This window comes from Amycolatopsis sp. VS8301801F10 (assembly GCF_046195355.1).
GTDB lineage: Bacteria > Actinomycetota > Actinomycetes > Mycobacteriales > Pseudonocardiaceae > Amycolatopsis.
On sequence record NZ_CP176065.1, the window covers coordinates 7,790,450 to 7,816,585 of the forward strand.

Consider the following 26,136-nt stretch of genomic DNA (forward strand, 5'->3'; position numbering starts at 1 on the left):
GGCGAACCGGGAGCGGCCTTCGCGAACCACAGACCTCAGACGGTGAACCCGAGCGCCCGCAACTGCTCGCGGCCGTCGTCGGTGATCTTCTCCGGGCCCCACGGCGGCATCCAGACCCAGTTGATCCGGAAGTCGTTCACCAGGCCGCCGGACGTCAGCGCCGCCGACGTCTGGTCCTCGATCACGTCGGTGAGCGGGCAGGCCGCGGACGTGAGCGTCATGTCCAGCGTCGCGGTGTTGTCGGCTTCCACCCGGATGTCGTAGACCAGGCCGAGGTCCACGACGTTGATGCCGAGTTCCGGGTCGACGACGTCGCGCATCGCCTCCTCGACGTCCTCGATCTTGGCGATGTCGGCGGGGACGGCGGCGGCCTGCTCGGGCAGGTCCGCGGCGGTGCGCCCCTCGCGCGGGTCGGTGACCGTCTCTTCGCTCATGCCTTCTCAGCTCCCGTGGTGGTACTGGACACCGCGTCCTTGAACGCCATCCATCCGAGCAGGGCGCACTTCACGCGCGCCGGGTACTTCGCGACGCCGGCGAACGCGACGCCGTCCTCCAGCACGTCCTCGTCCGGTTCGACTTTGCCCTTGCCCTGCATCAGTTCCACGAAGGCGTCCATGGTCGCGAACGCCTCGTCGACACTGTGCCCGACGACCAGGTCGGTCAGCACCGACGCGGACGCCTGGCTGATCGAGCAGCCCTGCCCGTCGTAGGACACGTCCTCGACTTTGCCGTCGCTGACCTTCACCCGCAAGGTGATCTCGTCGCCGCAGGTCGGGTTGACCTGGAACGACTCCGCGTCGAACGGCTCGCGCAGGCCGCGCCCGTGCGGGTTCTTGTAGTGGTCCAGGATGATCTCCTGGTACATGCTCTCCAGGTTCACTTCGCGGCCCCGTCCTGGGCCACCCCGAAGAACTTCTGCGCCTCGCGGATCCCGGCGACGAGAGCGTCCACTTCGGACAGCGTGTTGTACAGGTAGAAACTCGCCCGCACGGTCGCCGGCACCGAACAGGCCCGGTGCAGCGGCCACGCGCAGTGATGCCCCACCCGCACGGCGATGCCGAGGCTGTCGAGCACCTGGCCGGCGTCGTGCGGGTGCACGCCGTCGATCACGAACGCGACGGTCGCGCCCCGGTCCTCCAGACCGGTCGGCCCGACGATGCGCACGCCCGGGATTTCGCTGATGCCCGCGATCGCCGCCGCGGCCAGCTCGTGCTCGTGCGCCGCGACGCGGTCCATCCCGACGGCGGACAGGTAGTCCACCGCCGCGCCGAGTCCGATCGCCTGCGACGTCATCGGCACCCCGGCCTCGAACCGCTGCGGCGGCGCGGCGAACGTGGTGCGCTCCATCGTGACCAGCTCGATCATCGAGCCGCCGGTCAGGAACGGCGGCATCGCCGACAGCAGTTCGGTCCGGCCGTACAGTACGCCGATCCCGGACGGCCCCAGCATCTTGTGTCCGGAGAACACCGCGAAGTCGACGTCCAGCGCGTGGAAGTCCACCGGGAAGTGCGGCACCGACTGGCAGGCGTCCAGCACCGTCAGCGCGCCGACCTCCTTCGCCTTGGCGACCAGCTTGGCCACCGGGTTGACCGTGCCGAGCACGTTGGACTGGTGCGCGAACGCGACCACCTTCGTGCGCGGCGTGATCACGCTGTCCACATCGGACAGATCGAGCCGGCCCTCGGGGGTGACCTTGAACCACTTCAGCGTCGCCCCGGTGCGCTGGCACAGCTGCTGCCACGGCACCAGGTTCGCGTGGTGCTCCATCTCGGTGATGACGATCTCGTCGCCCTCGCCGATCCGGAACCGCTCCGCTTCCGGACCGGCGGTGGCGGCGTTGCTCATCGCGTACGCCACGAGGTTGATGCCCTCGGTGGCGTTCTTGGTGAACACCAGCTCCTCCGGGTCCGTGCCGACGAACTCCGCGACCTTGGCGCGCGCGGATTCGTAGGCGTCGGTGGCCTCTTCGGACAGCTGGTGAGCGCCGCGGTGCACGGCCGAGTTCGACGTGAACACGTACCGCCGTTCCGCGTCGAGCACCTGCACCGGCCGTTGCGAGGTCGCTCCGGAGTCCAGGTACACCAAGGGTTTCCCGTCGCGCACGGTGCGCGTCAGGATCGGGAAGTCGGCACGCAGTGCCGCCACGTCAAGGGGAACAGAGTTGGTCGGGCTGTTCGAAGCCGTGGTGGTCATCGAGCCAACTCCTCTCTCGCGGTGTCGTCGGGAACGGGGCGCGGAAGCGTCAGGCCTTGGCCGGCTCGGGGGAACCGGCGTACTTGACGTAGCCGTTCTCCTCCAGCTCGTCGGCCAGCTCGCGGCCGCCGGACTCGACGATCTTGCCGTCGGCGAAGACGTGCACGAAGTCCGGGGTGATGTGCCGCAGGATGCGGGTGTAGTGCGTGATCAGCATGACGCCGACCTCGTTGCCCGCCTTGTACTCGTTGACGCCCTCGGACACGACGCGCAGCGCGTCGACGTCCAGGCCGGAGTCGGTCTCGTCGAGGATGGCGAACTTCGGCTTGAGCAGCGCCAGCTGCAGGATCTCGTGGCGCTTCTTCTCGCCGCCGGAGAAGCCCTCGTTCACCGAGCGCTCGGCGAATTCCTGGGAGATGCCGAGCTTGCCCATCTCCTCCTTGACCTCCTTGACCCAGTGGCGCAGCTTGGGAGCCTCGCCCCGGACCGCGGTGGCCGCGGTGCGCAGGAAGTTCGACATCGAGACGCCGGGCACCTCGACCGGGTACTGCATGGCGAGGAAGAGGCCGGCGCGGGCGCGCTCGTCGACGCTCATCTCGAGCACGTTCTCGCCGTCCAGCAGCACCGCGCCGGAGGTCACCGTGTACTTCGGGTGGCCGGCGATCGCGTAGGACAGGGTGGACTTGCCGGAGCCGTTCGGGCCCATGATCGCGTGCGTCTCGCCGGACCGGATGGTCAGGTTGACGCCCTTGAGGATCTCCTTGGCTCCGTCTTCGGTGGTCACCGAAGCGTGCAGGTCCTTGATTTCCAGGGTAGCCATTCTGCTTTTCCTAAAGAGTCTGAAGTGGACGGACGACGGGCTCAGGCGCCCACGGCTTCGAGCTCGGCCTCGATCGCGGCCTCGAGGCGCTCGCGCACCTCCGGCACGCCGATCCGGGCCAGGATCTCGTGGAAGAACCCGCGCACGACCAGCCGCCGCGCGGCCTCCTCGCCGATCCCGCGCGACTGGAGGTAGAACAACTGCTCGTCGTCAAACCTTCCCGTGGCGCTCGCGTGGCCCGCGCCCTCGATCTCGCCGGTCTCGATCTCGAGGTTCGGCACCGAGTCGGCGCGCGCGCCGGGGGTGAGCACGAGGTTGCGGTTCAGCTCGTAGGTGTCGGTGGCCTCGGCGGCCGCCCGGATCAGCACGTCGCCGATCCACACCGTGTGCGCGTCGTCGCCCTGCAGGGCGCCCTTGTACATCACGTTGGACTTGCAGTTCGGCACCGCGTGGTCCACGAACAGCCGGTGTTCCTGGTGCTGGCCGGCGTCGGCGAAGTACAGGCCGAGCATCTCGACGTCGCCGCCGCGGTCGGCGAAGGTCGCCGTGGGCGACACGCGCACCAGGTCGCCGCCGAGGGTGACCACGGTGTGCTTGAGCGTCGCGTCGCGGCCCAGCCGCAGGTGCTGCTCGGACACGTGCACCGCGTCGTCGGCCCAGTCCTGGACGCTGACGACGGTGATCTTGGCCGAGTCGCCGATGACGAACTCGACGTTGTCCGCGTAGGTGCCGGAGCCGACGTGGTCGAGCACGATCACCGCGTTGGCGAACGCCTCGGCGCGCACCTGCAGGTGGCCGTAGGCGACCTTGCCCTCGCCCGGACCGTGGATCCGCAGCACCGACGGCTTCGACGCCTCGGTCTCCTTCGGCACGGTGACGATCGTGGCCTTGGCGAAGGACGAGTACGCCTGCGCCGCGATGCGGTCGCTCGGCACGCCCGCCTCGCCGAGGCGCGCGTCGTCGCGGCCGACGGTCTCGATCTTCAGCTCCGGCGCGGCCTCGGCTTCCAGCGTGATCTCGCCGGAGGCGACGGCGGACCCGTCGTGCAGGCCGCGCAGGCGCTTCATCGGGGTGAAGCGCCAGTTTTCCTCACGCCCGCCGGGGACCTCGAAGGCCGCGACGTCGTAAGAGGTGAACCGCTCCGCGCGGGAGGCCGCCGGAATGACGGCGCCCTCCCGCAGCGACTCGGCGACGTTGTTCTCGGTAACCGACATGACTAGCCGACGGACCCTTCCATCTGAAGCTCGATCAGGCGGTTCAGCTCGAGCGCGTACTCCATCGGCAGCTCGCGCGCGATGGGCTCGACGAACCCGCGCACGATCATCGCCATCGCCTCGGCCTCGTCGAGGCCGCGCGACATCAGGTAGAACAGCTGCTCTTCGCTGACCTTGGACACGGTGGCCTCGTGGCCCATGGACACCTCGTCGTTGCGGATGTCCACGTACGGGTACGTGTCCGACCGCGAGATGGTGTCCACCAGCAGGGCGTCGCAGACCACGCTGGAGCGCGAGTGGTGCGCCCGCTTGGCGACCTTGACCAGGCCGCGGTAGGAGGTCCGGCCGCCGCCGCGCGCGACCGACTTCGACACGATGGTCGAGGACGTGTGCGGCGCGAGGTGCTCCATCTTGGCCCCGGCGTCCTGGTGCTGGCCCTCGCCCGCGAACGCGACCGAGAGGACCTCGCCCTTGGCGTGCTCGCCCATGAGGAAGACCGACGGGTACTTCATCGTCACCTTGGAGCCGATGTTGCCGTCGACCCACTCCATGGTCGCGCCCTCTTCGCACTTGGCGCGCTTGGTGACCAGGTTGTAGACGTTGTTCGACCAGTTCTGGATCGTCGTGTAGCGGCAGCGGGCGCCCTTCTTCACGATGATCTCGACGACCGCGGAGTGCAGCGAGTCCGACTGGTAGATCGGCGCGGTGCAGCCCTCGACGTAGTGGACGTAGGCGTCCTCGTCGACGATGATCAGCGTCCGCTCGAACTGGCCCATGTTCTCGGTGTTGATCCGGAAGTAGGCCTGCAGCGGGATGTCGACGTGCACGCCCTTCGGCACGTAGATGAACGAGCCGCCGGACCACACCGCCGTGTTCAGCGCGGAGAACTTGTTGTCGCCTGCCGGGATCACGGAGCCGAAGTACTCCCGGAAGATCTCCGGGTGCTCCTTGAGCGCGGTGTCGGTGTCCAGGAACAGGACGCCCTGCTCCTCCAGGTCCTCGCGGATCTGGTGGTAGACGACCTCGGACTCGTACTGCGCGGCGACGCCGGCCACGAGGCGCTGCTTCTCCGCCTCGGGGATGCCCAGCTTGTCGTAGGTGTTCTTGATGTCCTCGGGCAGGTCTTCCCAGCTGGCCGCCTGCTTCTCGGTGGACCGCACGAAGTACTTGATGTTGTCGAAGTCGATCCCCGAGAGGTCGGCGCCCCAGTTCGGCATCGGCTTGAGGTCGAACAGCTTGAGCGCCTTCAATCGGGCGTCGCGCATCCACTCGGGCTCGGACTTCTTGGCGGAGATGTCGCGGACGACATCCTCGTTCAGGCCGCGGCGCGCGCTGGCGCCCGCCTCGTCGGAGTCCGCCCAGCCGAAGGCGTATTTGCCAAGGGACGCGATGGTCTCTTCCTGGCTCAACGGCTCGGTGGTGGGAGTGCGCTGCTCGGCAGCGGCAGTCATGCGGGTTTCCCTCCATTCGGGATCCGTGGTGCGTGCCCTTCCGGCGGAGAGGCCGCTTTTCCGGGCGTCGTGCGGTCCGGCTCGGGATGGGCCGGGATACCCGCCGGTCCGGCGGGTACGTGTGTGGTGCACGCGTTGTCTCCGCGCGCGATGGTCGCCAGCCGCTGGACGTGGGTGCCCAGCAGCTTCGCGAACGCTTCCGTCTCGGCCTCGCACAGCTGCGGGAATTCCGCGGCGACGTGCGCGACCGGGCAGTGGTGCTGGCACAGCTGGGCGCCCGCGTGGGCGACCGGGGTTTCCGCGCCGATCTGGCGGGTCGAGGCAGCGTAGCCCTCCCTGCTCAGCGCGGTCGCGAGGGCCTCGGCGCGCTCGACCGGATCAGCCGATCCGGTGATCGCCTGCCGGTGCGGCCCGACGAGCCTTTCGACCCGGCGCTCGGCGAACGCGCGCACCGCGTCCGGCCCGGCGTGCTCGGCGAGGAAGCGGATCGCCGACACCGCGAGGTCGTCGTAGGCGTGCCCGAAGCGGGCCCGGCCCGCCTCGGTGAGCAGGAACAGCTTGGCCGGCCGGCCGCGTCCGCGCGGGCCCTTGCGCGGGGCGTCGCGGGTCTCGGCCTCGCCGTCGGCCTGCAGCGCGTCGAGGTGCCGCCGGATCGCCGTCGGGCTGATGCCGAGCTGCTCGGCGACCACCGCGGCGGTCATCGGGCCCTGCTCCAGCAGCAGCCGGGCGACCTCGTGCCGGGTGCGGCCCTCGGCCACGTTCGCGGCGCTGACCTGCACGGGAACGCCGACGGCCGCGGTGCGCGGCCGGTCGCCGCGCCCCTCGCCGGTGGTCCCGTTCTTTTTCACAACACAAGTGTGTCTTATTTCCGGTCCCCGGGCAAAGGCGGGGTGTCGCCCAGTGACCCGACTCACGCGAAACCGGACTCGATACGCTTCCGGGCGTGGCAGTCGGCGAACACCCGGACCAGCGGGCCCCGGAACCGGACTTTTCCGGCGACGCTCCCGCCGCCGTGCCCGCCTCGCCCGCCCCCGCGCCGTCCCCGGTCGGACCGCGCCGCACCGATCCGCTGAACTCCGCCGAGACCCGCGGCCTCGACGCGGTCCGCCGCTTCGGCACGGTCGGCTCCCTGTTCCTCGCGCTCGGCTCGCTCGGGGCCGGGGCCGCGCCGGTGATCAACCCGGTGCAGGACCTTCCGGTGCTGCGGCTGTTCATCCGGATCCCGACGGTCTCGCTCGCGATCGCGTTCTCCGGGATGGGCATCCTGGTGCTGAGCTGGCTGATGCTCGCCCGGTTCGCCCGTCCGGCGAGCGCGCGGCTGGCCACCAGCGGCCAGCTCGCCCGGACCGTGGCGATGTGGGTCGCGCCGCTGCTGCTGATCCCGCCGCTGTTCTCCCGCGACGTCTACAGCTACCTCGCGCAGAGCGAGATCGTGCACCGCGGGATGGACCCGTACCAGCTGGGCCCGGCGCAGGCGCTCGGCGTCGCGGACCCGCTGACCGCGGGCGTCACCAACATCTGGCGCGAGACGCCCGCCCCGTACGGCCCGCTGCTGCTGCGGCTCGGCGGCTGGCTCGCCCCGGTCGGCGGCAACAACATCGTGGCCGGCGTGCTGCTGCAGCGCGGGCTCGCGATGGTCGGCGTGCTGCTGATCGTGTGGGCGGTGCCGCGGCTGGCCCGGCGGTTCGGCGTGCAGCCGGCCACCGCGCTGTGGCTCGGCGCGGCGAACCCGTTGCTGATCTTCCATTTCGTCGCCGGCGCGCACAACGATTCGCTGGCCATCGGGCTCATGGTGGCCGGGCTGGAGATCGGCATCCGGCGGCTGCCGGTGCGGGTGAAGGGCGACAGCCCGCCGCCGTTGGCGAAGGGCGAATTGCTGTTCATCGCGCTCGGCGTCGTCATCATCACCGTCGGCGCCACCGTGAAGATCCCGGCGGTGCTGGCGTTGCCGTTCCTGTCGGTGATGGTCGCGCGCCGATGGCACGGGCGGCTGAAGGACCTGGTGTGGGCGGGCGCGCCGATGGCGGTGCTGTTCGGCGTGGTGCTCACCGCGATCTGCGTCGGCACCGGGCTGGGCTTCGGCTGGATCGGCGCGACGGCGAGCACGCCCGGGCTGGTGCGGTCGTTCATCTCCCCCACCGCGGAGATCGCGAACCTCAGCGGCGTCCTCGGCATCGCGCTCGGGCTGGGCAACCACACCGACGCGCTGGTGCCGATCCTCGGCACGCTCGGCAACGCGATCACCGCGGCGGTCACGATCAAATTCCTGTGGGCCAGCTTCAAATGGCGCTACCGGCCGATCATCGGGCTCGGCGTTTCGCTGGGCGCGGCGATGATCCTGCAGATCAACCTGCAGCCGTGGTACCTGCTGTGGGCGGTGATCCCGCTCGCCGCGGCGGCCGGGACGTCGCGCTTCCGCGTGGTCGCCACGGTGATCAGCGCCGGGCTGCCCTTCCTGCTCCCGCCCACCGGCGGCACCTTCGACGGCCGTTCCTACGTCCTGCCGTGGGCCTACGGCGCGGCCGCTCTGGTGACCCTCGGCGGCCTCGCGATCGTGTACCGGGTTTCGCCGCTGCTGTTGTCCAGGACACCTCCGGCGTCCCCAGCACCGCGCACGCCCGCCGACGTCGTATCGTGATTCGTTGTGGACAACCCCGCCGTCGAGATCTCCGGCTTGGCGAAAAGCTACGGCTCCACCACCGCGGTCGACGGCATCGACCTGCGCATGGAGCGTGGTTCCGTGCTGGCCCTGCTCGGGCCGAACGGCGCCGGAAAAACGACCACTGTCGAGATTTGCGAGGGTTTCCGCAGACCTGACGCGGGCCAGGTGCGCGTGCTCGGCCTCGACCCGGTAGCGGACAGCGCCCGGCTCCGCCCGCGCGTCGGCATCATGCCCCAGGGCGGCGGCGCGTACCCGGGCGTGCGCGCGGAGGAAATGCTGCGGCTGGTCGCTTCCTGCGCGGCGAACCCGCACGATCCGGCCTGGCTGCTCGACGTGCTCGGGCTCGCCGGCGCGAAGCGGACCCCGTTCAAACGGCTCTCCGGCGGGCAGCAGCAACGGCTTTCGCTCGCGTGCGCCTTGGTCGGCCGCCCAGAGCTGGTGTTCCTGGACGAGCCCACCGCCGGGATGGACCCGCAGGCGCGGCGGCTCGTGTGGGATTTGCTCGCGGCCCTGCGCGCGGACGGCGTGAGCGTCCTGCTCACCACGCACCTGATGGAGGAGGCGGAAACGCTGGCCGACCAGGTGGTGATCGTGGACCACGGCAAGGTGGTCGTCGAGGGCACGCCGCATTCGCTGACGCTGGAGGCGGGCGAGGCGGCGCAGCTGCGGTTCCGCGCCCGCACGAAACTCGACACGACGCTGCTCGAAGCCGCGCTGCCGGAGGGCTACCGGGTGAGCGAAACCGCGCCCGGTTCGTACCTGGTGGAGGGAGCGGTCGACCCGCAGGTGGTCTCCGCCGTCACCGCCTGGTGCGCGCAGCAGGGCGTGCTGCCCGAACAACTGCAAGTCGGACGGCGGACGCTGGAAGAAGTGTTCCTCGAACTCACCGGACGGGAGCTGCGCGCATGAGTTCTCCGTTCCCCGCGGGCACTTTCGCCCCCGCGCCCGGCCGCGGTTCGCTCGGCAAGATGCTGCGCACGCACGCGCGCGTCGAGGCCGCGCTGACCCTGCGGCACGGCGAACAGCTCCTGCTCACCCTGATCATCCCGCTCGCGCTGCTGATCGGCCTGAGCCTGCTGGACATCCTGCCCGCGAGCCAGCTCGGCTCGACGTCCAAAGTGGACTGGATGACGCCGAGGATCCTCGCGCTGGCGGTGATGTCGTCGGCGTTCACCGGACAGGCGATCGCGCTCGGCTTCGACCGGCGGTACGGCGTGCTGAAACGGCTTTCGGCCACGGCGCTGCCGCGCTGGCTGCTGGTGGCCGGACGGGTCGTGGCGGCGCTGGTCGTGGTGGCGCTGCAGTCCGTGGTGCTCGGCGTGGTGGCGGCTTTCCTGGGCTGGTCGCCGTCGGTTGCCGGGATCGGTTCCGCGGTCGTGCTGCTGGTGCTGGGGACGCTCGCTTTCGGCGCGTTGGGCGTGCTGCTGGGCGGTGCGCTGCGCGCGGAAGCCGTGCTGGCGCTGGCGAACATCGTGTGGTTCGTGCTGCTGCTGGCGGGCGGGATTCTGCTGGCCCCGTCGGCGCTGCCGTCCGGGGTGGGAGTGGTGGTGTCGCTGCTGCCGTCGGGCGCGCTGGCGGAAGGCATGCGGGCGGCGCTGGTGGACGGGCAGTTCCCGGTCGGGGCCGCGGTGGTGCTGGCGGGGTGGGCCGTGGTGGCCGGAGTGCTGGCGACGCGGACTACGAAACTCACGTAGGAGGGGGGTCGTGAGTGCCGATCACGGTTCTAACCGGCATAAACACTCACGAGGCCCTGGCACCCACCCCAGCCGCGCGAGCACCGTCCCCACCTCCCGTGCCACCCCGCACCTGTCGCGATGCACGTCCCACCAGCCGTACACAAGACGGGCCCGGCCAGCGAGTTCGGCCGCATTGTCGCGACGCCGGTCCCGAAACGCCACGCCACCCACGCTGTGCGCCGCCCGGCCGTCCAGCCGGACTACGAGGCTTTGCCCGCCGATTTCGTAAACCACGTCCTCCCATAACGTCTTGCCGTCGACCACGACCGGAACCTGCCGCCGGCCCGGCGGAAAGCCGTGCGCCCGTTCCACCTCGTCGAAGTACTCGGCCTCCAGCGCGGACATCAGACCGCCTCCGACGAGCTGCAACGCGCGGGCGATCGCCGCCCGATAGCGCAGCGGCGGCCTGGCCTCGATGCACCCGAGCATTTCCGACACGCTCAACGCCTGCCTGCTGACCAGATCGATCACCAGGTACATCGCCGACCGCGCGTCCGGCTCGGCCACCGCCAAATCGACGATCGTGTCCGTCTTCCGCGTTCGCGGCGGAACGCTCGCCAGTGCCGAGAACGCGAGCGCACGAGACCGATGCACCCGCACGGCCGGCATCTTCGATACTGCCGAACTTCCGTACGGCACCGTGATTTCGATCGGGCCGGCGCCGATCGGCACCATTTTCCATTCCTCCGCGGCGGTCCGATGGCTAAGCACGCTGTGCTTTCCGCCGTAAAGCACAGCCGCGTGCAGCAGAGCCGTTCGGCTCGGCTCGCCGGTGAATGTCGCGTATACGCGGGGAAGCACCCGCTGCCATCGGCGTGCAGCGAGATTCGACGCGACGTCATGCCAGCTGTGCCCGTAGGCTCTCAGCTGCGCGAACGACACCACTCCTGCCTGGCTGCGCACCATCGAACGCCAGCCACCAGCCTGCTCCGCGGGTATCCGGTCGTTTTCCGACCATCGTGAGTGAAGGGGCATGAATCCACCTTTGCGGTGGCGGCGAAGCTGTGGCGGCGGTCTCACGAAATCTGTGGATAGGCGAGAGGGTTGGGGACAGGTGTGGTCGTGAGTGGCGATCCCGGTTAGAACCGTGATTGCCGCTCACGAGTATCGTGGCCGCGTGTCCCTTCGCAGTTTGATCGCCCGCCTGCCGTATCCGTCCGCCGGGGTCCAGCGCGGCGTCGGGATCGCCGCGGTGGTCACGCAGGCAGGCATCGGCGTCACCGGGTCCGTGGTGCGGGTGACCGGGTCCGGGCTGGGCTGCCCGACCTGGCCGCAGTGCGTCGCGGGCAGCCTGGTGCCGGTGCAGCATCCCGGCATCGACGCGGTCACGCAGTGGATCGAGTTCTCGAACCGGATGCTGACCGGCGTCGTGATCCTGGTGGCGGCGCTGGCCGTGCTCACCGCGTGGCGGATCCAGATCGACCACCCGGAGCGCAAGCGGCTGGTGAAGCTCGCCTGGACGATGCCGGGAGGCGTCGTGCTGCAGGCGGTCATCGGCGGGCTGACGGTGCTGGCGAAACTGGAATGGTGGACGGTCGCGATCCACTTCCTCGCCTCCACGCCGCTGGTGTGGCTGGCGGTCCTGCTGCTGAAGGCGTTCCGCGAAGGGGACGAACCGGCGCGCCCGCTGGTCCCGGAACTGGGGCGGCAGATGCTGGTGCTGCTGACGGTGCTGATGTGGGCGGTCCTGATCGCCGGCACGACGGTCACCGGCGCGGGCCCGCACGGCGGCGACGCCAACACGCACCGCCTCGACGCCCCGATCGAGCAACTGGCACGGGTCCACAGTGCATTGCTGATCGCGTACCTCGTCGTGCTGGGAGTCTTCGGGCTCACGCTGATGCGCGTCGGCGCGCCGAAGAGCGTCTGGAAGCGGTACGCGTGGGCGTGGATTGTCGCGCTGCTGCAGGGCGTTCTCGGGACGGTGCAGTACGCGCTGGGCGTGCCCGAGGCGATGGTGTCCTTCCACGTGCTGGGGTCGGCGCTCGTGATCGTCGTGACGGCCGTGCTGTGGACGGGGACCCGCGACCGGGGTCCGGTCACTTCGCTGGAGCCCGCGCAGAAGCGGGAACTCGCCACCGCGAACTGACGGTCATCCAGGCGTAACTGCGCGTCGGCCCGGCGGACAGGTCCGCGGCTTACCGTCGTCGCCGTCCGGCTTTCCGAAAAGCCCGAGGTGCCGCTATGCCGACCGCCCCTGCCCGTGCCGCGAAACCGCTTCTCTCCGGCCGTCGCGGGACCGCCGAAATGCTGGTCCTCAAGACGTTCCTGCTCGTACCGTTCGCCGCGCTGATCGCCGCCGTGCCGCTGCTGTGGGGATGGGGCATCGGCTGGACCGACCTGATCCTCGCGACCGTTTTCTACGTATTCGCCACCCTCGGCGTGACCGTCGGGTACCACCGCTACTTCACGCACGGCGCGTTCAAAGCGGGCCGCCCGCTGCGGATCGCGCTCGCCATCGCGGGCAGCATGGCCGTGCAGGGTTCGGTGATTTTCTGGGTCGCGAGCCACCGCCGCCACCACGCGTTCTCCGACCGCGAGGGCGATCCGCATTCGCCGTGGCTGTTCGGCACCTCGCCGTCGGCGCTGCTGCGCGGGTTCTGGCACGCGCACCTGGGCTGGATGTTCCAGCGCGAGGTCACCAACGCCGACCGCTTCGCTCCCGACCTCGTCGGCGACCGCGACCTGCGCCTGGTGAACCGGTTCTTCTGGCTGTGGATCACGCTCAGCCTCGCCCTGCCCGCCGCGCTCGGCTGGGCGTTCAGCGGCGCCTGCAGGGCGCGCTGACGGCGTTCTTCTGGGCCGGGCTGGTGCGGATCGCGTTCCTGCACCACGTGACCTGGTCGGTGAACTCGGTGTGCCATCTGATCGGCCACCGCCCGTTCGCGAGCCGCGACCGCGCGGCGAACTTCTGGCCGCTGGCCCTGCTGTCCATGGGAGAGTCCTGGCACAACTCCCACCACGCCGACCCGACCTGCGCCCGGCACGGCGTGCTGCGCGGCCAGGTGGACGTCTCGGCGCGGGTGATCTGGGCGTTCGAACGGCTGGGCTGGGCAACCGACGTCCGCTGGCCCCGCGCGGAACGCCTCGCGGCCAAACGGCGAACGGCTTAGGCCAGCTGCTGCCGCACCGCCGACGCGAACCGCAGCGGCGCACCCGCGTCCGCGTGCCGGAAGCCCAGCGACGGCTCGGTCACCTTCAGCTCCAGCACCAGCGGACGGCCGTCGTCGCCTCGGACCAGGTCGACCCGCGCGTACAGGAGTTCCGCCCGCAGAATGCCGAGCAACCCGCACGCCGCGTCCAGCGCGTCCTCCGCCGCCGCGCGCACCTCCGGAGCCGGAACCGCGGGCGCGAGCTGCTCTTCCCGGTACTGCCCGGAAGCATCGGACTCCGCGGATTTCGTGAAGGCGTGCGAATAAACGCCGCCGAAGAACGTCACCGCGATCTCGCCCTGAGTGTCCACACTGGACTGATACGGCCGGACCAGAGCGGTGCGCCCGTCGTCGTGCAGAGCGCGCAGATGCTTCTCCGCCTCGGCACCGGCGGTCTCGAACCGGGCGGAGCCGCGGCCCACCGAAGGCTGCACCACGAACGGCTTCTTCGGCCAGCGCGGCTTCTCCCCCGGCGGCACGATCTCGACCGGCACCGTCGGCACGCCCGCGTCGAGCAGTTCGCCGAGATACGTCTTGTCCGTGTTCCACCGCACGACCGCGGCCGGGTTGCTCAGCCCGGGCACGCCTTCGCACCAGCTGAGGAATTCCTCCCGCCGCGAAGGGTAGTCCCAGGCCGCGCGCAGCACGACGAGGTCCGCCGAGGCGAAGTCGGCGTCCGAATCCCAGGCCGCCCAGCTCACGGTGAATCCGAGGTCCGCGAGCGCGGGCAGCACCGCGGCCTCGTCGCCGTCGCCCTCGGGCAGCGCGGCGCAGCCGACGAAAATCGCCGAGCGGGTCACCGTCCCGCTCGCGGCCCGGCCATCTTGCGCCGGTGCGCGGCTCCGATTTTGACCGTCTTCACGGTTTCGCTGTCCCATTCCGCGGCCTCGAGGTCGTCGACCCCGGCGACCAGCGCGTTCCCGGTCTCGACCCCGGCGACCAGCACGTCGCCCATCGCGCCGTCCGGGCCCACGAGCACGACCCGCGCGCCGGCGATGCCGATGTTCTCGACCACGGCGCGCGCCGGTTTGCCGTGCTTCGCCACGAAGTCGCGGGCGGTCGCCAGCTGGCGGGCAGTCGGCGCGGTCGGCGTGTTTTCGGTCTCCTCAGCCACGTCCGGAGCTTAACCCGAGACCCCCGCCCCCGCGGCCCGACCGTGTTCTCGGCCATAGTGGACGCCAGACGCGCACATCTCGAGGAGGAACCATGCCGACCGCAGTGCAGGTGAGCCGGACCGGCGGCCCGGAAGTGCTGGAACTGGCCGAGATCGAGCCCGGTCCGCCGGGTCCGGGCGAACTGCTGGTCGAACTCGCCGCGGCGGGCGTCAACTACATCGACACCTACCAGCGCCAAGGCATCTACCCGATCGACCTGCCGTTCGTGCTCGGTTCCGAAGGCGCCGGAACGGTCCTGGAGACCGGCGAGGGCGTCACCGAATTCGCCCCCGGCGACCACGTGGCCTGGCAGGGCGTGCTCGGCAGCTACGCCCAGCGCGCGGTGGTCCCGGCCAGCGCCACGGTGAAGGTGCCCGAAGGCGTGTCCGACGAGATCGCCGCCGCCACCATGCTGCAGGGCCTGACCGCGCACTACCTGGTGCGCTCGACGTACAAAGTCAAGGCAGGCGACGACATCCTCGTCCACGCGGCGGCCGGCGGCGTCGGCTTGCTGCTGGTGCAGCTGGCGAAGGCGCGCGGCGCGCGAGTGCTGGCCACGGTGTCCACCGACGAGAAGGCCGAACTGGCCCGTGGCGCGGGCGCGGACCACGTGATCCGCTACGACCGCGAGGACTTCGCCGCCGCGACCCGCGAGCTGACCGACGGCGAAGGCGTCGCCGTGGTGTACGACGGCGTCGGCAAGAGCACCGTCGACGGCAGCCTCGCGAGCCTGAAGATCCGCGGCACGCTGGCGCTGTTCGGCGCGGCCAGCGGCCCGGTGCCGCCGATCGACCCGCAGCGGCTCAACTCCGGCGGTTCGCTCTTCCTGACCCGCCCGACGCTCGCCCACTACCTGCGCACCCGCGAGGAACTCGACTGGCGCGCCGGCGAGCTGTTCGCCGCCGTGCGGGACGGTTCGCTCGCCATCCGCGTCGGCGGCCGCTACCCGCTCGCCGACGCCCGCAAGGCCCACCAGGACCTGCAGGGCCGCCGGACGACCGGGAAGCTGCTGCTGCTCCCCTGAATCAGCCGACCGAGAGGGCGTCCGTCACGAACACCAGCGTTTCGTTGGGCGCGATGCCGCGTCCGCCGTCCTTGTAGGCCAGTGCGGGCGGGATGATCATCAGCCGCCGCCCGCCCTGTTTGACGCCGACGAGGCCCTGGTCCCAGCCGTCGATCACCTGGCCGGCGCCGAGATCGAGGCCGAACGGCTCGCCGCGGTCGAACGAGCTGTCCAGCTTCTTCTTGTTCGACCAGGTGACGACCAGATAGTTCATGGACAGCTTCGACCCGGCCGCCGCGGCCTTCCCGGTTCCCGTCGAGAGGTCCTTGGTGAGCAGCTTCTTCGGCGGGGCGCAGTCGTCCGGGATCGTGATCGTCGGCACCTGGCCGAAGTTCCCCGTGGTCTTGACGTCGTCCACGGTGCACTCACGGCTCGGCGCCGCGCTGCTGTCGTCGCCGCAGGCCGTGAGTCCGAACGCGGCAACCGCGGCGATCGCGCCGACAACGGCTGTCCTGCCAAATTTCTGCATTCTTCGACTGTATCCGCACGGCGCAGCCGTTCCGTTGAGGGCGGCGGCGGGGCGGGGTCCGGGTTAGCCAAGCCCGCCGAGCGCAGGGACCGCCGGACCAGTCCGCACCACGCCGAGCCGCTGCGTCGCCCGGGTCAGCGCCACGTATAGGTCGTTGAGCCCGCGCGCCGAGCCCGCCACGATCTCGTCCGGCGACACCAGCACGACGCCGTCGAACTCCAGCCCCTTGGCCCGGTCCACGGTCAGCACGCTGAGCCGCTCGTCCTCCGGAAGCAGCTTCCGCACCTCGTCGAGGCGGTCGCCCGGCACCAGCACCGCGACCGTCCCACCGTCCACAGCGGACAGTTCCGCGTCCACGAGCGAAGGCAGTTCCTGCTCCAGCGAAGCGACCCGCACGCCCCACGGCGGCACCCCGGTCTCCCGCACCGACACCGGCGCGGCGAGGTCCACGTCGAGTTCGGCGAGCACGCCCGCCGCCACCTCCATGATCTCCGCCGGAGTCCGGTAGTTCACCGTCAGCTGCTCCAGCCGCCAGCGGTCCGCGACATACGGCGACAGCACCTCGTCCCAGGTCCGCGCTCCCCCGGCGGCCCCGGTCTGCGCGACGTCGCCGACCAGCGTCATCGACCGGTTCGGCGTACGGCGCATCAGCAGCCGCCAGTCCATCGCGGACAATTCCTGCGCCTCGTCCACGATCACGTGCCCGAACGTCCACGTCCGGTCCTGCGCGGCCCGCTGCGCCGCGGTCAGTTCGCTGCGCGCTTGCTGGCGTTCGGCGAACAACTCCGCGTCCAGCACGTCGGACACCCGCAGGATCTCCTCGTCCTGGATTTCCTCGTCCTGTTCGAGAATGTCCAGCACGCCCTCGGCATACGCGCGCTCGACGCGTTCCCGCCGTTTCTGCTCAGCCTGCTCCTCGGAGTCGTCGTTGCCGAGCAGCTCGGCCAGTTCGTCCAGCAGCGGCACGTCGGCGGGCGTCCACTTCGCGTCGCGGCCGCTCTCCAGGTGCTTGCGGTCCTCTTCGGACAGCAGATCGCCGGCCGCCCGGTCGAGGTGTTCGCGGTCGGCGAACAGGTCGTCCAGCAGGCCCGCCGGGGTGAGTTTCGGCCACAGCGAGTCCAGCGCGGCGGCCACCGCCGGGCTCGAGGCCAGTTCGGCGCGGATGTCCTGCACGTCCTGCGCGTCCAGCAGGTCCTCGCCCAGCGCGCGGGCGGCCTGCCGGGTGAGCGCGTCGAGGACGTCGGACACGAACAGCCGCCGCGCGAGGTTGTGCGGCCGCCGCGAACGGCGGGCCCGGGCGCGCGCCTGCGTGCAGGTCTTCCGGTCGAGCTTCAGGATCTCGCGTTCGTGCTCGATCTCGATCACCGGATCGGGTACACCTTGGCGATCCCGGACCGCCTTGGCGAGCACGTCGGCCATCACCAGCCGGCCCTTCACCTCGGCCGCTTCCGGGGTCTCGACGCCGTCGGCGTCCAGCCCCGGCCACAGCTGCCCGATGGTCGACAGCAGCACGCCGGTCTCGCCGAGCGACGGCAGCACCTGGCCGATGTAGCGCAGGAAGGTCGAGTTCGGCCCGACGACCAGCACGCCGCGCGTGGTCAGCTGCTGGCGGTGCGTGTAGAGCAGATACGCCGCGCGATGCAGCGCGACCGCGGTCTTCCCGGTGCCCGGCGCGCCCTGCACCACCATCACCCCGCCGAGCGGCGCGCGGATGATCCGGTCCTGCTCGGCCTGGATGGTGGCGACGATGTCGGCCATCTCGCCGGTGCGGCGGCGCTCCAGCGCGGCCAGCAGCGCCGCCTCGCCGGCCAGCCCGAGGTCCTGGCCCTGGTCGGCGGCGTGCAGGTCGAGGATCTCGTCGTCGAACCCGGTGACGCGGCGGCTCAGCGAGCGCAGGTGCCGCCGCCGGCGCACGCCGTCCGGCGACGCGGCGGTGGCCAGGTAGAACGGCCGCGCGACCGGCGCGCGCCAGTCGATCAGCAGCGGCCGGTAGTCGTCGTCCTCGTCGAACAGCCCGAGCCGTCCGATGTAGGCGGTCTCTTCCTCGCTGCTGCCGGGCACGAAGTCCAGCCGCCCGAAGCACAATCCCTGCTCGACCGAGCCGAGCTGGGCGAGCCGGTCGCTGTACAAGGTCGTGGCGGCTTCGCGTTCGGTGCGCGCCTGCGGCGTCCCGCCGGTCTGGCGCAGCGTCTCGTCCAGCCGGCGCTGGGCCTGGGCTCGTTCGGCGTCGAGCTTCGCGAACAACGCGTCGGTGTAGGCCTGCTCGCGGCGCAGCTCGGCTTCGTAGGCCGGTTCCTCGGGCAAGGAAAGCTCCTGCTTTCAGGTCGGGATCGGGGCCGGAAGAGTGCAACCGGCGAGGATCCCGGGCCATTCCTGCCCGGTGCGGAACGGGTCGGAAAACGGGTCAGAAGGGGAGGCCGAGGACCGGAAGGCCGATCGCCGAGTCGACCGCCAGCGCGACGAACACGATCATCAGGTACGTGTTCGAGCGGTGGAAGAGCGCCATCGGCTTGGTCTCCTCGCCGCGGTGCACGGCGGCCTGCAGCCGGTGCGCGTAGAAGAGGAACCAGCCGCCGGCGAGGATCGCGAAGGTCGCGTACAGCCAGCTGGTGACCGGGAGCAGCAGCAGCGTCCAGGCGACCATCACCCACGAGTAGATGACGATCTGCCGGGCCACGTGCTCGGCGGTCGCGACGACCGGGAGCATCGGCACGCCCGCGCGCTCGTAGTCGTCGCGGTACTTCATGCCCAGCGCCCAGGTGTGCGGCGGCGTCCAGAAGAAGATCACGCCGAACATCACGAACGCGGGCCACTGCACGGTGCCGGTGACCGCGACCCAGCCGATCAGCACCGGCATGCAGCCGGCCGCGCCGCCCCAGACCACGTTCTGCGACGTCCGCCGCTTGAGGCCGAGGGTGTAGACGAAGATGTAGAACAGGATGGTCGCGATCGCGAGGACCGCGGCCAGCAGGTTCACCGTGAAGTACAGGACGGCGAACGAGGCGACGCCCAGGACCAGGCCGAAGATCAGCGCGTTGCGCCGCGGCACCGCGTCCTTCACCAGCGGCCGCCGCTTGGTGCGGTTCATGACCTTGTCGATGTCGCTGTCGATCACGCAGTTCAGCGCGTTGGCGCTGCCCGCGGCCATGGTGCCGCCGACCAGCGTCGCGACCACCAGCCACGGGTTCGGCACCTCGCGCCCGGCGAGGAACATCGCGGGGATCGTGGTGACGAGGAGAAGCTCGATCACGCGCGGCTTCGCCAGCGCGGCGTACGCGCCGGCCACCTGGCGGAAGCTTCGCCGGGCCCCGCTCGGCCGTCCGCCGTCCGGGGGTACGGCGCTGGTGTCTTCACTGCGTCCGTGCGCAGCGTTCACCAACGACATTTCTCTCCCTGAGTCAGTCCTGGGCCGGGTGGCCCGGAAGAAAGAAGCAGTGCTCCCCGAAGAACTTCCGTACCTGGCCCGCGACCGATGTTAGACGTGACAGACCGGCCCAATGCCCGCGGGTCCAGGACACGCCCGGCGGTGTTCCCTCCGTCACGTCCGCCGCCGGGAGCCCGGATGAGTCGGGAGGGCCCGCGGCGGGTAGCCGGGGAACGACAGGCGGGCAGGATCACCTCACCCGCAGGGTGCTCGCCCGCGCTCGCGCGCACGCGTACGCACTAGGGTGACACCGTCGGGCCGCTCGCTCCGCCTGCACAGCGCCGTCAGCAGGAATATCGTCCCTTCGGGATCGATTGAGATAACTGAGGGCGCACACCGCAGCACTTGAGCGGCACGCACGGAATACAGCCACCACTTCACCGACGCAGGAGTTCGAGTTCAGTGTCCGAAACCTCTAGCAGCGAGACCAACCCCTTGCTCCGGCGCAACGTGCCGGCCGACTGGACCGAGACCGACACCCGCGCCGTAGACACCGCCCGCGTGCTCGCCGCGGACGCCGTCGAGAACTGCGGCAGCGGGCACCCGGGCACTGCGATGAGCCTGGCGCCGCTGGCGTACACGCTGTTCCAGCGCACCATGCGGCACGACCCGAGCGACCCGGAGTGGCCCGCCCGCGACCGGTTCGTCCTCTCCGCCGGGCACTCCAGCCTGACCCTCTACATCCAGCTGTACCTGGCCGGGTTCGGCCTCGAGCTGGAGGACCTCGAGCAGCTGCGCCGCTGGGGCTCCAAGACCCCGGGCCACCCGGAGTACCGGCACACCAAGGGCGTCGAGACCACCACCGGCCCGCTGGGCCAGGGCCTCGCGAACGGCGTCGGCATGGCGATGGCGGCGCGGCGCGAGCGCGGCCTGCTGGACCCGGACGCCGCCCCCGGCGAGAGCATCTTCGACCACTTCATCTACGTGATCGCCTCCGACGGCGACATCGAAGAGGGCGTCACCTCCGAGGCCTCGTCCATCGCGGGCCGCCAGGAGCTGGGCAACCTGATCGTCTTCTACGACGACAACAAGATCTCCATCGAGGACGACACCAACATCGCGCTGTCCGAGGACGTCGCGAAGCGGTACGAGGCCTACGGCTGGCACGTGCAGACCGTCGAGGGCGGCGAGGACGTCGTCGCGATCGAGGCGGCCATCAAGGCGGCGCAGGCGGAGACCACGCGGCCGTCGTTCATCCAGCTGCGCACGATCATCGGCTACCCGGCCCCGACGAAGATGAACACCGGCAAGGCGCACGGCGCGGCGCTGGGCGCGGAAGAGGTCGCCGGCGTCAAGAAGGCGCTGGGCTTCGACCCGGAGAAGAACTTCGCCGTCGAGGACGCGGTTCTCGCGCACACCCGCCAGGCCGTGGAGCGCGGCGAGAAGCTGCGCGCCGAATGGCAGGAGCGCTTCGAGGCGTGGGCCGCGGCGAACCCGGAGCGCAAGAAGCTGGCCGACCGGCTGTCCACCCGCACGCTGCCCGAAGGCTTCGCGGACAACCTGCCGTCGTGGGAGCCCGACGCCAAGGGCATCGCCACCCGCAAGGCGTCCGGCGAGGTCCTCAACGCGCTGGCCGAGCCGCTGCCCGAGCTGTGGGGCGGTTCCGCGGACCTCGCGGAGAGCAACAACACCACCATGAAGGGCGCCGACTCGTTCGGCCCGGCCGCGGCCGGCACCGACATGTGGAAGACCAACCCGTACGGCCGCACGCTGCACTTCGGCATCCGCGAGCACGCGATGGGCTCGATCCTCAACGGCATCGCGCTGCACGGCGGCACCCGCCCGTACGGCGCGACCTTCCTCACCTTCTCCGACTACATGCGCCCGCCGGTCCGGCTCGCCGCGCTGATGAAGGCCCCGGTCATCTACGTGTGGACGCACGACTCGATCGGCCTCGGCGAGGACGGCCCGACGCACCAGCCGATCGAGCAGATCGCCGCGCTGCGCGCGATCCCGGGCCTCAACGTCGTCCGCCCGGCGGACGCCAACGAGACCGCGTACGCGTGGAAGGCCGTGCTGGAGGACGTGCACCACCCGTCCGGCTTCGCGCTGACCCGGCAGAACGTGCCGGTGCTCGAAGGCACCAACGCCGAGGGCGTCAAGCGGGGCGGCTACGTGCTCGCCGAGGCGTCCAACGGCGCCCCGGAGGTCGTGCTCATCGCGACCGGTTCCGAGGTCCAGCTCGCCGTCGAGGCGCGCAAGACCCTCGAGGCCGACGGCATCCCGGCCAGCGTCGTGTCGATGCCGTGCGTCGAGTGGTTCGACGCGCAGGACCAGGACTACAAGGACGCCGTCCTGCCGCCGACGGTCAAGGCCCGCGTTTCGGTCGAGGCCGGGATCGCGATGCCGTGGCAGCGCTTCACCGGCGACGCCGGCGAAAACGTGTCGATCGAGCACTACGGAGCCTCGGCCGACGCCGCGACGCTGTTCCGCGAGTTCGGCTTCACCGCCGAAGCCGTGGTCGACGCCGCGCGCCGTTCGATCGCCAACACCAAGAACTGAAGGGAGCGCAATCATGACTGACCGACTCGGACAGCTGTCCGAAGCAGGCGTCTCGATCTGGCTGGACGACCTTTCGCGCGAGCGCCTGAACTCGGGCAACCTCGCCGGGCTCATCCGCGACAAGCACGTCGTCGGCGTGACCACCAACCCGACCATCTTCGCGAACGCGCTGTCGAACGGCGCCGCCTACGACGAGCAGGTCAACGAACTCGCCGCGCGCGGGGCGGACCTCGACGGCACCGTCCGGGAGCTGACCACCACCGACGTGCGCAACGCCGCGGACCTGTTCCGCGACGTGTACAACGCCACGAACGGCGTCGACGGCCGCGTGTCCATCGAGGTGGACCCGCGCCTGGCGAAGGACACCGACAAGACGGTGGCCGAGGCCAAGGACCTGTGGAAGACCGTCGACCGGCCGAACGTGATGATCAAGATCCCGGCGACCGAAGAGGGCCTGCCGGCGATCACCGCGGTGCTCGCCGAGGGCATCAGCGTCAACGTCACGCTGATCTTCTCCGTCGAGCGCTACGAGGCCGTCATCAAGGCCTTCTTCGCCGGTCTGGAGCAGGCGAAGGCCAACGGCCACGACCTCAAGGGCATCCACTCGGTCGCGTCGTTCTTCGTGTCCCGGGTGGACAGCGAGGTCGACAAGCGGCTGAACGCGATCGGCACCGACGAGGCCAAGGCGCTGCTGGGCGAGGCGGCCATCGCCAACGCGCGGCTCGCGTACGACGCCTTCGAGAAGCTGTTCGCCACCGACCGGTGGAAGGCGCTCGCCGAGGCGGGCGCGAACGCGCAGCGTCCGCTGTGGGCCTCCACCGGCGTGAAGGACCCGGCCTACTCCGACACCCGGTACGTCGACCAGCTCGTGGTCGCCGACGTCGTGAACACGATGCCCGAGAAGACCATGGACGCGGTCGCCGACCACGCCGAGATCGCCGGCGACACGGTTTCCGGAAAGGGCGAGCAGGCGCAGGCGGTCTTCGACAAGCTGTCGGCGGCGGGCATCGACGTGCCGGACGTGTTCCGCACGCTGGAGACCGAGGGCGTCGAGAAGTTCGAGAAGTCCTGGCAGGAACTGCTGGACACGGTGACCGGGCAGCTGAACAAAGCGAGGGGCTGAACCAGAGACCATGAGCGGGGACGAAACCGGCGTCGTGATCGTCGACGCCGAACTGGCAGAAAAGGCAGCGCCGCTGGCGCAGCGGCTGGCCGCCGACGGCGCCGCTGCCAAGCTCGCCGCCCAGGACCCCACGCTGTGGGGTCCGGACGCCGAGTCCGAAGCGTCGATCCGATTGTCCTGGACGACGTTGCACAAGTCGTCGCGTCCGTTGATCGGGGAAATCGAGTCGCTGCGCGCGGAACTGCGCAGCGAAGGCGTGGACCGCGTGGTGCTCGCCGGCATGGGCGGCTCGTCGCTCGCGCCGGAGGTCATCACCGCCACCGCCGGCGTCCCGCTCACGGTGCTCGACACGACCGACCCCGGCCAGGTGGCAGACGCGCTCGCGGGCGACCTCGAGCGCACGGTCATCGTGGTGTCGTCGAAGTCCGGCGGCACCGTGGAGACCGACAGCCACCGCCGGATCTTCGCGAAGGCGTTCGCGGACGCCGGGATCGACGCCGCGCGGCGCATCGTCGTCGTGACCGATCCCGGCTCCCCGTTCTCCGAACTGGCGGAGAAAGAGGGCTACCGCAAGACCTTCCTGGCCGACCCGCACGTCGGCGGCCGCTACTCCGCGCTGACCGCGTTCGGCCTCGTGCCGGCCGGTCTCGCGGGCGCGGACGTCGCGCGCCTGCTCGACCAGGCCGCCTCGGTGGCGGAAACGCTCGCCGAGGACGCGCCCGAGAACCCGGCCGTGCAGCTGGCGGCGGCTTGGGCGGCCGCGCACGAGGCGGGCGCGGAGAAGGTCGTGCTGGCCGACACCGGTTCCGGGATCAAGGGTTTCCCGGACTGGGCGGAGCAGCTGATCGCCGAGTCCACCGGCAAGCTCGGCACCGGCTTGCTGCCGGTGGCCGTCGAGAGCCCGGAAGCGCCCGGGTTCGCCGACCACGGCAAGGACGCGACCGCGGTCGCGATCGGCGCCCCGGCGGGCGCGGCGCAGATCTCGGTGACCGGCCCGCTCGGCGCGCAGTTCCTGGTGTGGGAGTTCGCGACCGCGCTCGTCGGACGGCTGATCGGCATCAACCCGTTCGACCAGCCGGACGTCGAGGCGGCCAAGAAGGCGGCGCGCGCGCTGCTGGACGACCCGGAGAAGCTCAAGGGCAGCGAGGCACCGGCCACTGTGGACGGTGCGGTCGAAGTCTTTGGCAGCGAAGGAGTTTCGACCGACGGCAAGCTCGCCGACGTGCTGCGCGCGTTCTTCGGCTCGGTGGCCGACGGCGGTTATATCGCCGTGCAGGCCTACCTCGACCGGCTGGACGACGCGTCGACTTCCTTGCTGCGCGCGGAAATCGCCAAGCGGACCGGCGTGCAGACCACGTTCGGCTGGGGCCCGCGGTTCCTGCACTCCACCGGGCAGTACCACAAGGGCGGCCACCAGAACGGCAGCTTCCTGCAGATCACCGGCGCGGTCGGCGAAGACCTGCCGGTGCCGGACCGCCCGTACACGCTGGGGCAGCTCCAGCACGCGCAGGCGCTCGGCGACGGCCAGGTGCTCGCCGAGCACGGGCGCCCGGTGCTGCGGCTGCACCTGACCGACCGCGCCGCCGGGCTCGCCGAGCTCGTGCGGGCAGTGCAGGAGGCCGCCCAGTGACCACCTGGCGCAACCCGCTGCGGGACCCCCGCGACAAGCGGCTGCCGCGGATCGCCGGGCCGTCGAGCCTGGTGATCTTCGGCGTCACCGGCGACCTGGCGCGCAAGAAGCTCATGCCGGCCATCTACGACCTCGCGCACCGCGGGCTGCTGCCCGCCGGGTTCTCGCTGGTCGGCTTCGCCCGCCGGGACTGGGAACACCAGGACTTCGGCGAGCTGGTGCACGATTCGGTGCGCGAGCACGCGCGGACGCCGTTCAAGGAGTCGGTGTGGAACCGGCTCGCCGAAGGAATCCGGTTCGTCCAGGGCACTTTCGACGACGACGAGGCCTTCGACCGGCTCGCGAAGACCGTGCGCGAACTGGACGAGGAGCGCGGCACCGGCGGCAACACCGCGTTCTACCTGTCGATCCCGCCGGGCGCGTTCCCGGTGGTGACCAAGCAGCTGGCGCGTTCGGGCCTCGCGCAGGCCGACGAGAACACCTGGCGGCGCGTGGTCATCGAGAAGCCGTTCGGGCACGATCTGAAGAGCGCCAAGGAGCTCAACGCGATCGTGAACGACGTCTTCCCCGAGGAGTCGGTGTTCCGCATCGACCACTACCTCGGCAAGGAGACGGTGCAGAACATCCTGGCGCTGCGCTTCGCGAACCAGCTGTTCGAGCCGATCTGGAACGCGAACTTCATCGACCACGTGCAGATCACCATGGCCGAGGACATCGGCCTCGGCGGCCGCGCGGGGTACTACGACGGGATCGGCGCCGCGCGCGACGTCATCCAGAACCACCTGCTGCAGCTGCTCGCCTTCACCGCGATGGACGAGCCGCTGTCGTTCGAGCCGAAGGCGCTGCGCTCGGAGAAGGCCAAGGTGCTGGCCGCGACCAAGCCGATGCTGCCGCTGGACGAGACCACCGCGCGCGGACAGTACGCGGGCGGCTGGCAGGGCGGCACGAAGGTGCCGGGGCTGCTGCAGGAAGCCGGGTTCGCGAAGGACTCGAAGACCGAGACGTACGCCGCGGTGACGCTGGAGGTGCAGAACCGCCGCTGGGCGGGCGTGCCGTTCTACCTGCGCACCGGCAAGCGGCTCGGCCGCCGCGTCACCGAGATCGCGGTCGTGTTCAAGCGCGCGCCGCACCTGCCGTTCGATTCCACCTCCACCGAGGAGCTGGGGCAGAACGCGCTGGTCATCCGCGTGCAGCCGGACGAGGGCATCACGCTGCGGTTCGGGTCGAAGGTGCCGGGGACCACGATGGAGGTCCGCGACGTCACGATGGACTTCGGCTACGGCCACGCGTTCACCGAATCGTCGCCGGAGGCCTACGAGCGGCTGATCCTGGACGTGCTGCTGGGCGAGCCGTCGCTGTTCCCGGTGAACGAGGAAGTCGAGCTGTCGTGGGAAATCCTCGACCCGGTGCTCTCGCACTGGGCCAAGCTCGGCACCGCTCCGGAGCAGTACCCGCCGGGCAGCTGGGGTCCGAAGTCGGCGGACGAGATGATGGAACGTACCGGCAGGCACTGGAGGCGGCCGTGAGGCACAATCGCGAAGCG

At 70.5% G+C, this 26,136-nt stretch carries 22 protein-coding genes and 1 pseudogene; 10 read left to right on the forward strand and 13 right to left on the reverse strand.

Annotation, left to right across the window (positions count from 1 at the left end):
- Positions 1 to 35: 35 nt before the first annotated feature.
- From F9C11_RS35695 to F9C11_RS35725, 7 genes are read right to left on the reverse strand one after another with little or no spacing between them, the layout of a single operon-like run.
- Complete coding sequence (locus F9C11_RS35695; RefSeq protein ID WP_009075917.1) at positions 36 to 434, reverse strand: metal-sulfur cluster assembly factor; 399 nt, start codon at positions 432 to 434, stop codon at positions 36 to 38.
- On the reverse strand, positions 431 to 880 hold the full coding sequence (gene sufU, locus F9C11_RS35700) for a Fe-S cluster assembly sulfur transfer protein SufU (RefSeq protein WP_409181770.1): 450 nt from the start codon (positions 878 to 880) through the stop codon (positions 431 to 433). The genes F9C11_RS35695 and sufU overlap by 4 nt, the downstream gene beginning before the upstream one ends.
- The gene (locus F9C11_RS35705) at positions 877 to 2,193 is read right to left on the reverse strand and encodes a cysteine desulfurase (RefSeq protein WP_409181771.1); all 1,317 of its coding nucleotides are present in this window, start codon (positions 2,191 to 2,193) and stop codon (positions 877 to 879) included. Before F9C11_RS35705 ends, sufU begins: the two co-directional genes overlap by 4 nt.
- A gap of 49 nt (positions 2,194 to 2,242) precedes the next feature.
- Positions 2,243 to 3,013, reverse strand: a complete 771-nt coding sequence (sufC, locus tag F9C11_RS35710) for a Fe-S cluster assembly ATPase SufC (RefSeq protein WP_409181772.1) — start codon at positions 3,011 to 3,013, stop codon at positions 2,243 to 2,245.
- A 41-nt stretch (positions 3,014 to 3,054) separates the two neighbouring features.
- Complete coding sequence (gene sufD / locus F9C11_RS35715; protein WP_409181773.1) at positions 3,055 to 4,227, reverse strand: Fe-S cluster assembly protein SufD; 1,173 nt, start codon at positions 4,225 to 4,227, stop codon at positions 3,055 to 3,057.
- Between the two features lie 2 nt (positions 4,228 to 4,229).
- Positions 4,230 to 5,678, reverse strand: coding sequence for a Fe-S cluster assembly protein SufB (sufB, locus tag F9C11_RS35720; RefSeq protein WP_409181774.1), 1,449 nt, complete (start codon positions 5,676 to 5,678; stop codon positions 4,230 to 4,232).
- Positions 5,675 to 6,526, reverse strand: a complete 852-nt coding sequence (locus F9C11_RS35725; RefSeq protein WP_409181775.1) for a helix-turn-helix transcriptional regulator — start codon at positions 6,524 to 6,526, stop codon at positions 5,675 to 5,677. The genes sufB and F9C11_RS35725 overlap by 4 nt, the downstream gene beginning before the upstream one ends.
- Positions 6,527 to 6,690: 164 nt before the next feature.
- Between F9C11_RS35725 and mptB the strand changes: the two genes are divergently transcribed.
- Genes mptB through F9C11_RS35740 form a run of 3 tightly spaced genes read left to right on the forward strand, consistent with a single transcriptional unit; the run spans position 6,691 to position 10,034 of the window.
- Entirely contained in the window at positions 6,691 to 8,316 is a 1,626-nt protein-coding gene (gene mptB / locus F9C11_RS35730; RefSeq protein ID WP_409187043.1) for a polyprenol phosphomannose-dependent alpha 1,6 mannosyltransferase MptB, read from the forward strand.
- A gap of 6 nt (positions 8,317 to 8,322) precedes the next feature.
- A complete protein-coding gene (locus F9C11_RS35735; RefSeq protein ID WP_409181776.1) occupies positions 8,323 to 9,249 on the forward strand; it encodes an ABC transporter ATP-binding protein in 927 nt (308 codons plus the stop codon).
- The gene (locus tag F9C11_RS35740) at positions 9,246 to 10,034 is read left to right on the forward strand and encodes an ABC transporter permease (protein ID WP_409181777.1); all 789 of its coding nucleotides are present in this window, start codon (positions 9,246 to 9,248) and stop codon (positions 10,032 to 10,034) included. The genes F9C11_RS35735 and F9C11_RS35740 overlap by 4 nt, the downstream gene beginning before the upstream one ends.
- 21 nt (positions 10,035 to 10,055) lie before the next feature.
- Here F9C11_RS35740 and F9C11_RS35745 read toward each other — a convergent pair whose 3' ends face one another.
- Entirely contained in the window at positions 10,056 to 11,051 is a 996-nt protein-coding gene (locus F9C11_RS35745; protein WP_409181778.1) for a hypothetical protein, read from the reverse strand.
- A gap of 142 nt (positions 11,052 to 11,193) precedes the next feature.
- On the opposite strand from F9C11_RS35745, the gene F9C11_RS35750 reads away from it, so the two are divergent.
- Positions 11,194 to 12,165 carry a COX15/CtaA family protein gene (locus F9C11_RS35750; RefSeq protein ID WP_409181779.1) on the forward strand — a complete coding sequence of 324 codons (972 nt, stop codon included), beginning with the start codon at positions 11,194 to 11,196 and terminating at the stop codon, positions 12,163 to 12,165.
- A 95-nt stretch (positions 12,166 to 12,260) separates the two neighbouring features.
- Positions 12,261 to 13,189 (forward strand): annotated as a pseudogene (locus F9C11_RS35755) (acyl-CoA desaturase).
- On the opposite strand, the gene F9C11_RS35760 reads toward F9C11_RS35755, so the two are convergent.
- Both F9C11_RS35760 and F9C11_RS35765 read right to left on the reverse strand, forming a co-directional pair.
- Positions 13,186 to 14,028 (reverse strand): hypothetical protein, encoded by an 843-nt coding sequence (locus tag F9C11_RS35760; protein ID WP_409181780.1) that lies wholly within the window; start codon positions 14,026 to 14,028, stop codon positions 13,186 to 13,188. The pseudogene F9C11_RS35755 and the gene F9C11_RS35760 sit on opposite strands and share 4 nt — an antisense overlap.
- A complete protein-coding gene (locus tag F9C11_RS35765; RefSeq protein WP_409181781.1) occupies positions 14,025 to 14,342 on the reverse strand; it encodes a hypothetical protein in 318 nt (105 codons plus the stop codon). The genes F9C11_RS35760 and F9C11_RS35765 overlap by 4 nt, the downstream gene beginning before the upstream one ends.
- Before the next feature lie 92 nt (positions 14,343 to 14,434).
- Here F9C11_RS35765 and F9C11_RS35770 point away from each other — a divergent pair, with 92 nt between their 5' ends.
- A complete protein-coding gene (locus tag F9C11_RS35770) occupies positions 14,435 to 15,406 on the forward strand; it encodes a quinone oxidoreductase family protein (RefSeq protein ID WP_409181782.1) in 972 nt (323 codons plus the stop codon).
- Position 15,407: 1 nt separating this feature from the next.
- On the opposite strand, the gene F9C11_RS35775 is transcribed toward F9C11_RS35770, so the two are convergent.
- The 3 genes from F9C11_RS35775 to F9C11_RS35785 form a co-directional block, all read right to left on the reverse strand.
- Positions 15,408 to 15,914: an FKBP-type peptidyl-prolyl cis-trans isomerase gene (locus F9C11_RS35775; RefSeq protein ID WP_409181783.1), complete on the reverse strand. Its 507-nt coding sequence runs from the start codon at positions 15,912 to 15,914 to the stop codon at positions 15,408 to 15,410.
- Between the two features lie 63 nt (positions 15,915 to 15,977).
- Positions 15,978 to 18,218: a HelD family protein gene (locus F9C11_RS35780; RefSeq protein ID WP_409181784.1), complete on the reverse strand. Its 2,241-nt coding sequence runs from the start codon at positions 18,216 to 18,218 to the stop codon at positions 15,978 to 15,980.
- Between the two features lie 100 nt (positions 18,219 to 18,318).
- Positions 18,319 to 19,299, reverse strand: coding sequence for a heme o synthase (locus tag F9C11_RS35785; RefSeq protein ID WP_354738368.1), 981 nt, complete (start codon positions 19,297 to 19,299; stop codon positions 18,319 to 18,321).
- A gap of 441 nt (positions 19,300 to 19,740) precedes the next feature.
- On the opposite strand from F9C11_RS35785, the gene tkt reads away from it, so the two are divergent.
- The 4 genes from tkt to zwf are packed head-to-tail and all read left to right on the forward strand — an operon-like array spanning position 19,741 to position 26,119.
- The gene (gene tkt, locus F9C11_RS35790) at positions 19,741 to 21,840 is read left to right on the forward strand and encodes a transketolase (protein ID WP_409181785.1); all 2,100 of its coding nucleotides are present in this window, start codon (positions 19,741 to 19,743) and stop codon (positions 21,838 to 21,840) included.
- Positions 21,841 to 21,853: 13 nt separating this feature from the next.
- A complete protein-coding gene (gene tal / locus F9C11_RS35795; RefSeq protein ID WP_409181786.1) occupies positions 21,854 to 22,963 on the forward strand; it encodes a transaldolase in 1,110 nt (369 codons plus the stop codon).
- A gap of 10 nt (positions 22,964 to 22,973) precedes the next feature.
- Entirely contained in the window at positions 22,974 to 24,593 is a 1,620-nt protein-coding gene (locus F9C11_RS35800) for a glucose-6-phosphate isomerase (RefSeq protein ID WP_409181787.1), read from the forward strand.
- Positions 24,590 to 26,119 (forward strand): glucose-6-phosphate dehydrogenase, encoded by a 1,530-nt coding sequence (gene zwf / locus F9C11_RS35805; protein ID WP_409181788.1) that lies wholly within the window; start codon positions 24,590 to 24,592, stop codon positions 26,117 to 26,119. The genes F9C11_RS35800 and zwf overlap by 4 nt, the downstream gene beginning before the upstream one ends.
- Positions 26,120 to 26,136: the final 17 nt, after the last annotated feature.

Excerpts from the sequence above, each read along its gene's own strand:
- F9C11_RS35695 (WP_009075917.1), bottom strand. The coding sequence starts at position 434 with ATGAGCGAAGAGACGGTCACCGACCCGCGCGAGGGGCGCACCGCCGCG.
- F9C11_RS35705 (WP_409181771.1), bottom strand. The coding sequence starts at position 2,193 with ATGACCACCACGGCTTCGAACAGCCCGACCAACTCTGTTCCCCTTGAC.
- sufC (WP_409181772.1), bottom strand. The coding sequence starts at position 3,013 with ATGGCTACCCTGGAAATCAAGGACCTGCACGCTTCGGTGACCACCGAA.
- sufD (WP_409181773.1), bottom strand. The coding sequence starts at position 4,227 with ATGTCGGTTACCGAGAACAACGTCGCCGAGTCGCTGCGGGAGGGCGCC.
- sufB (WP_409181774.1), bottom strand. The coding sequence starts at position 5,678 with ATGACTGCCGCTGCCGAGCAGCGCACTCCCACCACCGAGCCGTTGAGC.
- F9C11_RS35740 (WP_409181777.1), top strand. The coding sequence starts at position 9,246 with ATGAGTTCTCCGTTCCCCGCGGGCACTTTCGCCCCCGCGCCCGGCCGC.
- F9C11_RS35745 (WP_409181778.1), bottom strand. The coding sequence starts at position 11,051 with ATGCCCCTTCACTCACGATGGTCGGAAAACGACCGGATACCCGCGGAG.
- F9C11_RS35770 (WP_409181782.1), top strand. The coding sequence starts at position 14,435 with ATGCCGACCGCAGTGCAGGTGAGCCGGACCGGCGGCCCGGAAGTGCTG.
- F9C11_RS35775 (WP_409181783.1), bottom strand. The coding sequence starts at position 15,914 with ATGCAGAAATTTGGCAGGACAGCCGTTGTCGGCGCGATCGCCGCGGTT.
- F9C11_RS35785 (WP_354738368.1), bottom strand. The coding sequence starts at position 19,299 with ATGTCGTTGGTGAACGCTGCGCACGGACGCAGTGAAGACACCAGCGCC.
- tal (WP_409181786.1), top strand. The coding sequence starts at position 21,854 with ATGACTGACCGACTCGGACAGCTGTCCGAAGCAGGCGTCTCGATCTGG.
- F9C11_RS35800 (WP_409181787.1), top strand. The coding sequence starts at position 22,974 with ATGAGCGGGGACGAAACCGGCGTCGTGATCGTCGACGCCGAACTGGCA.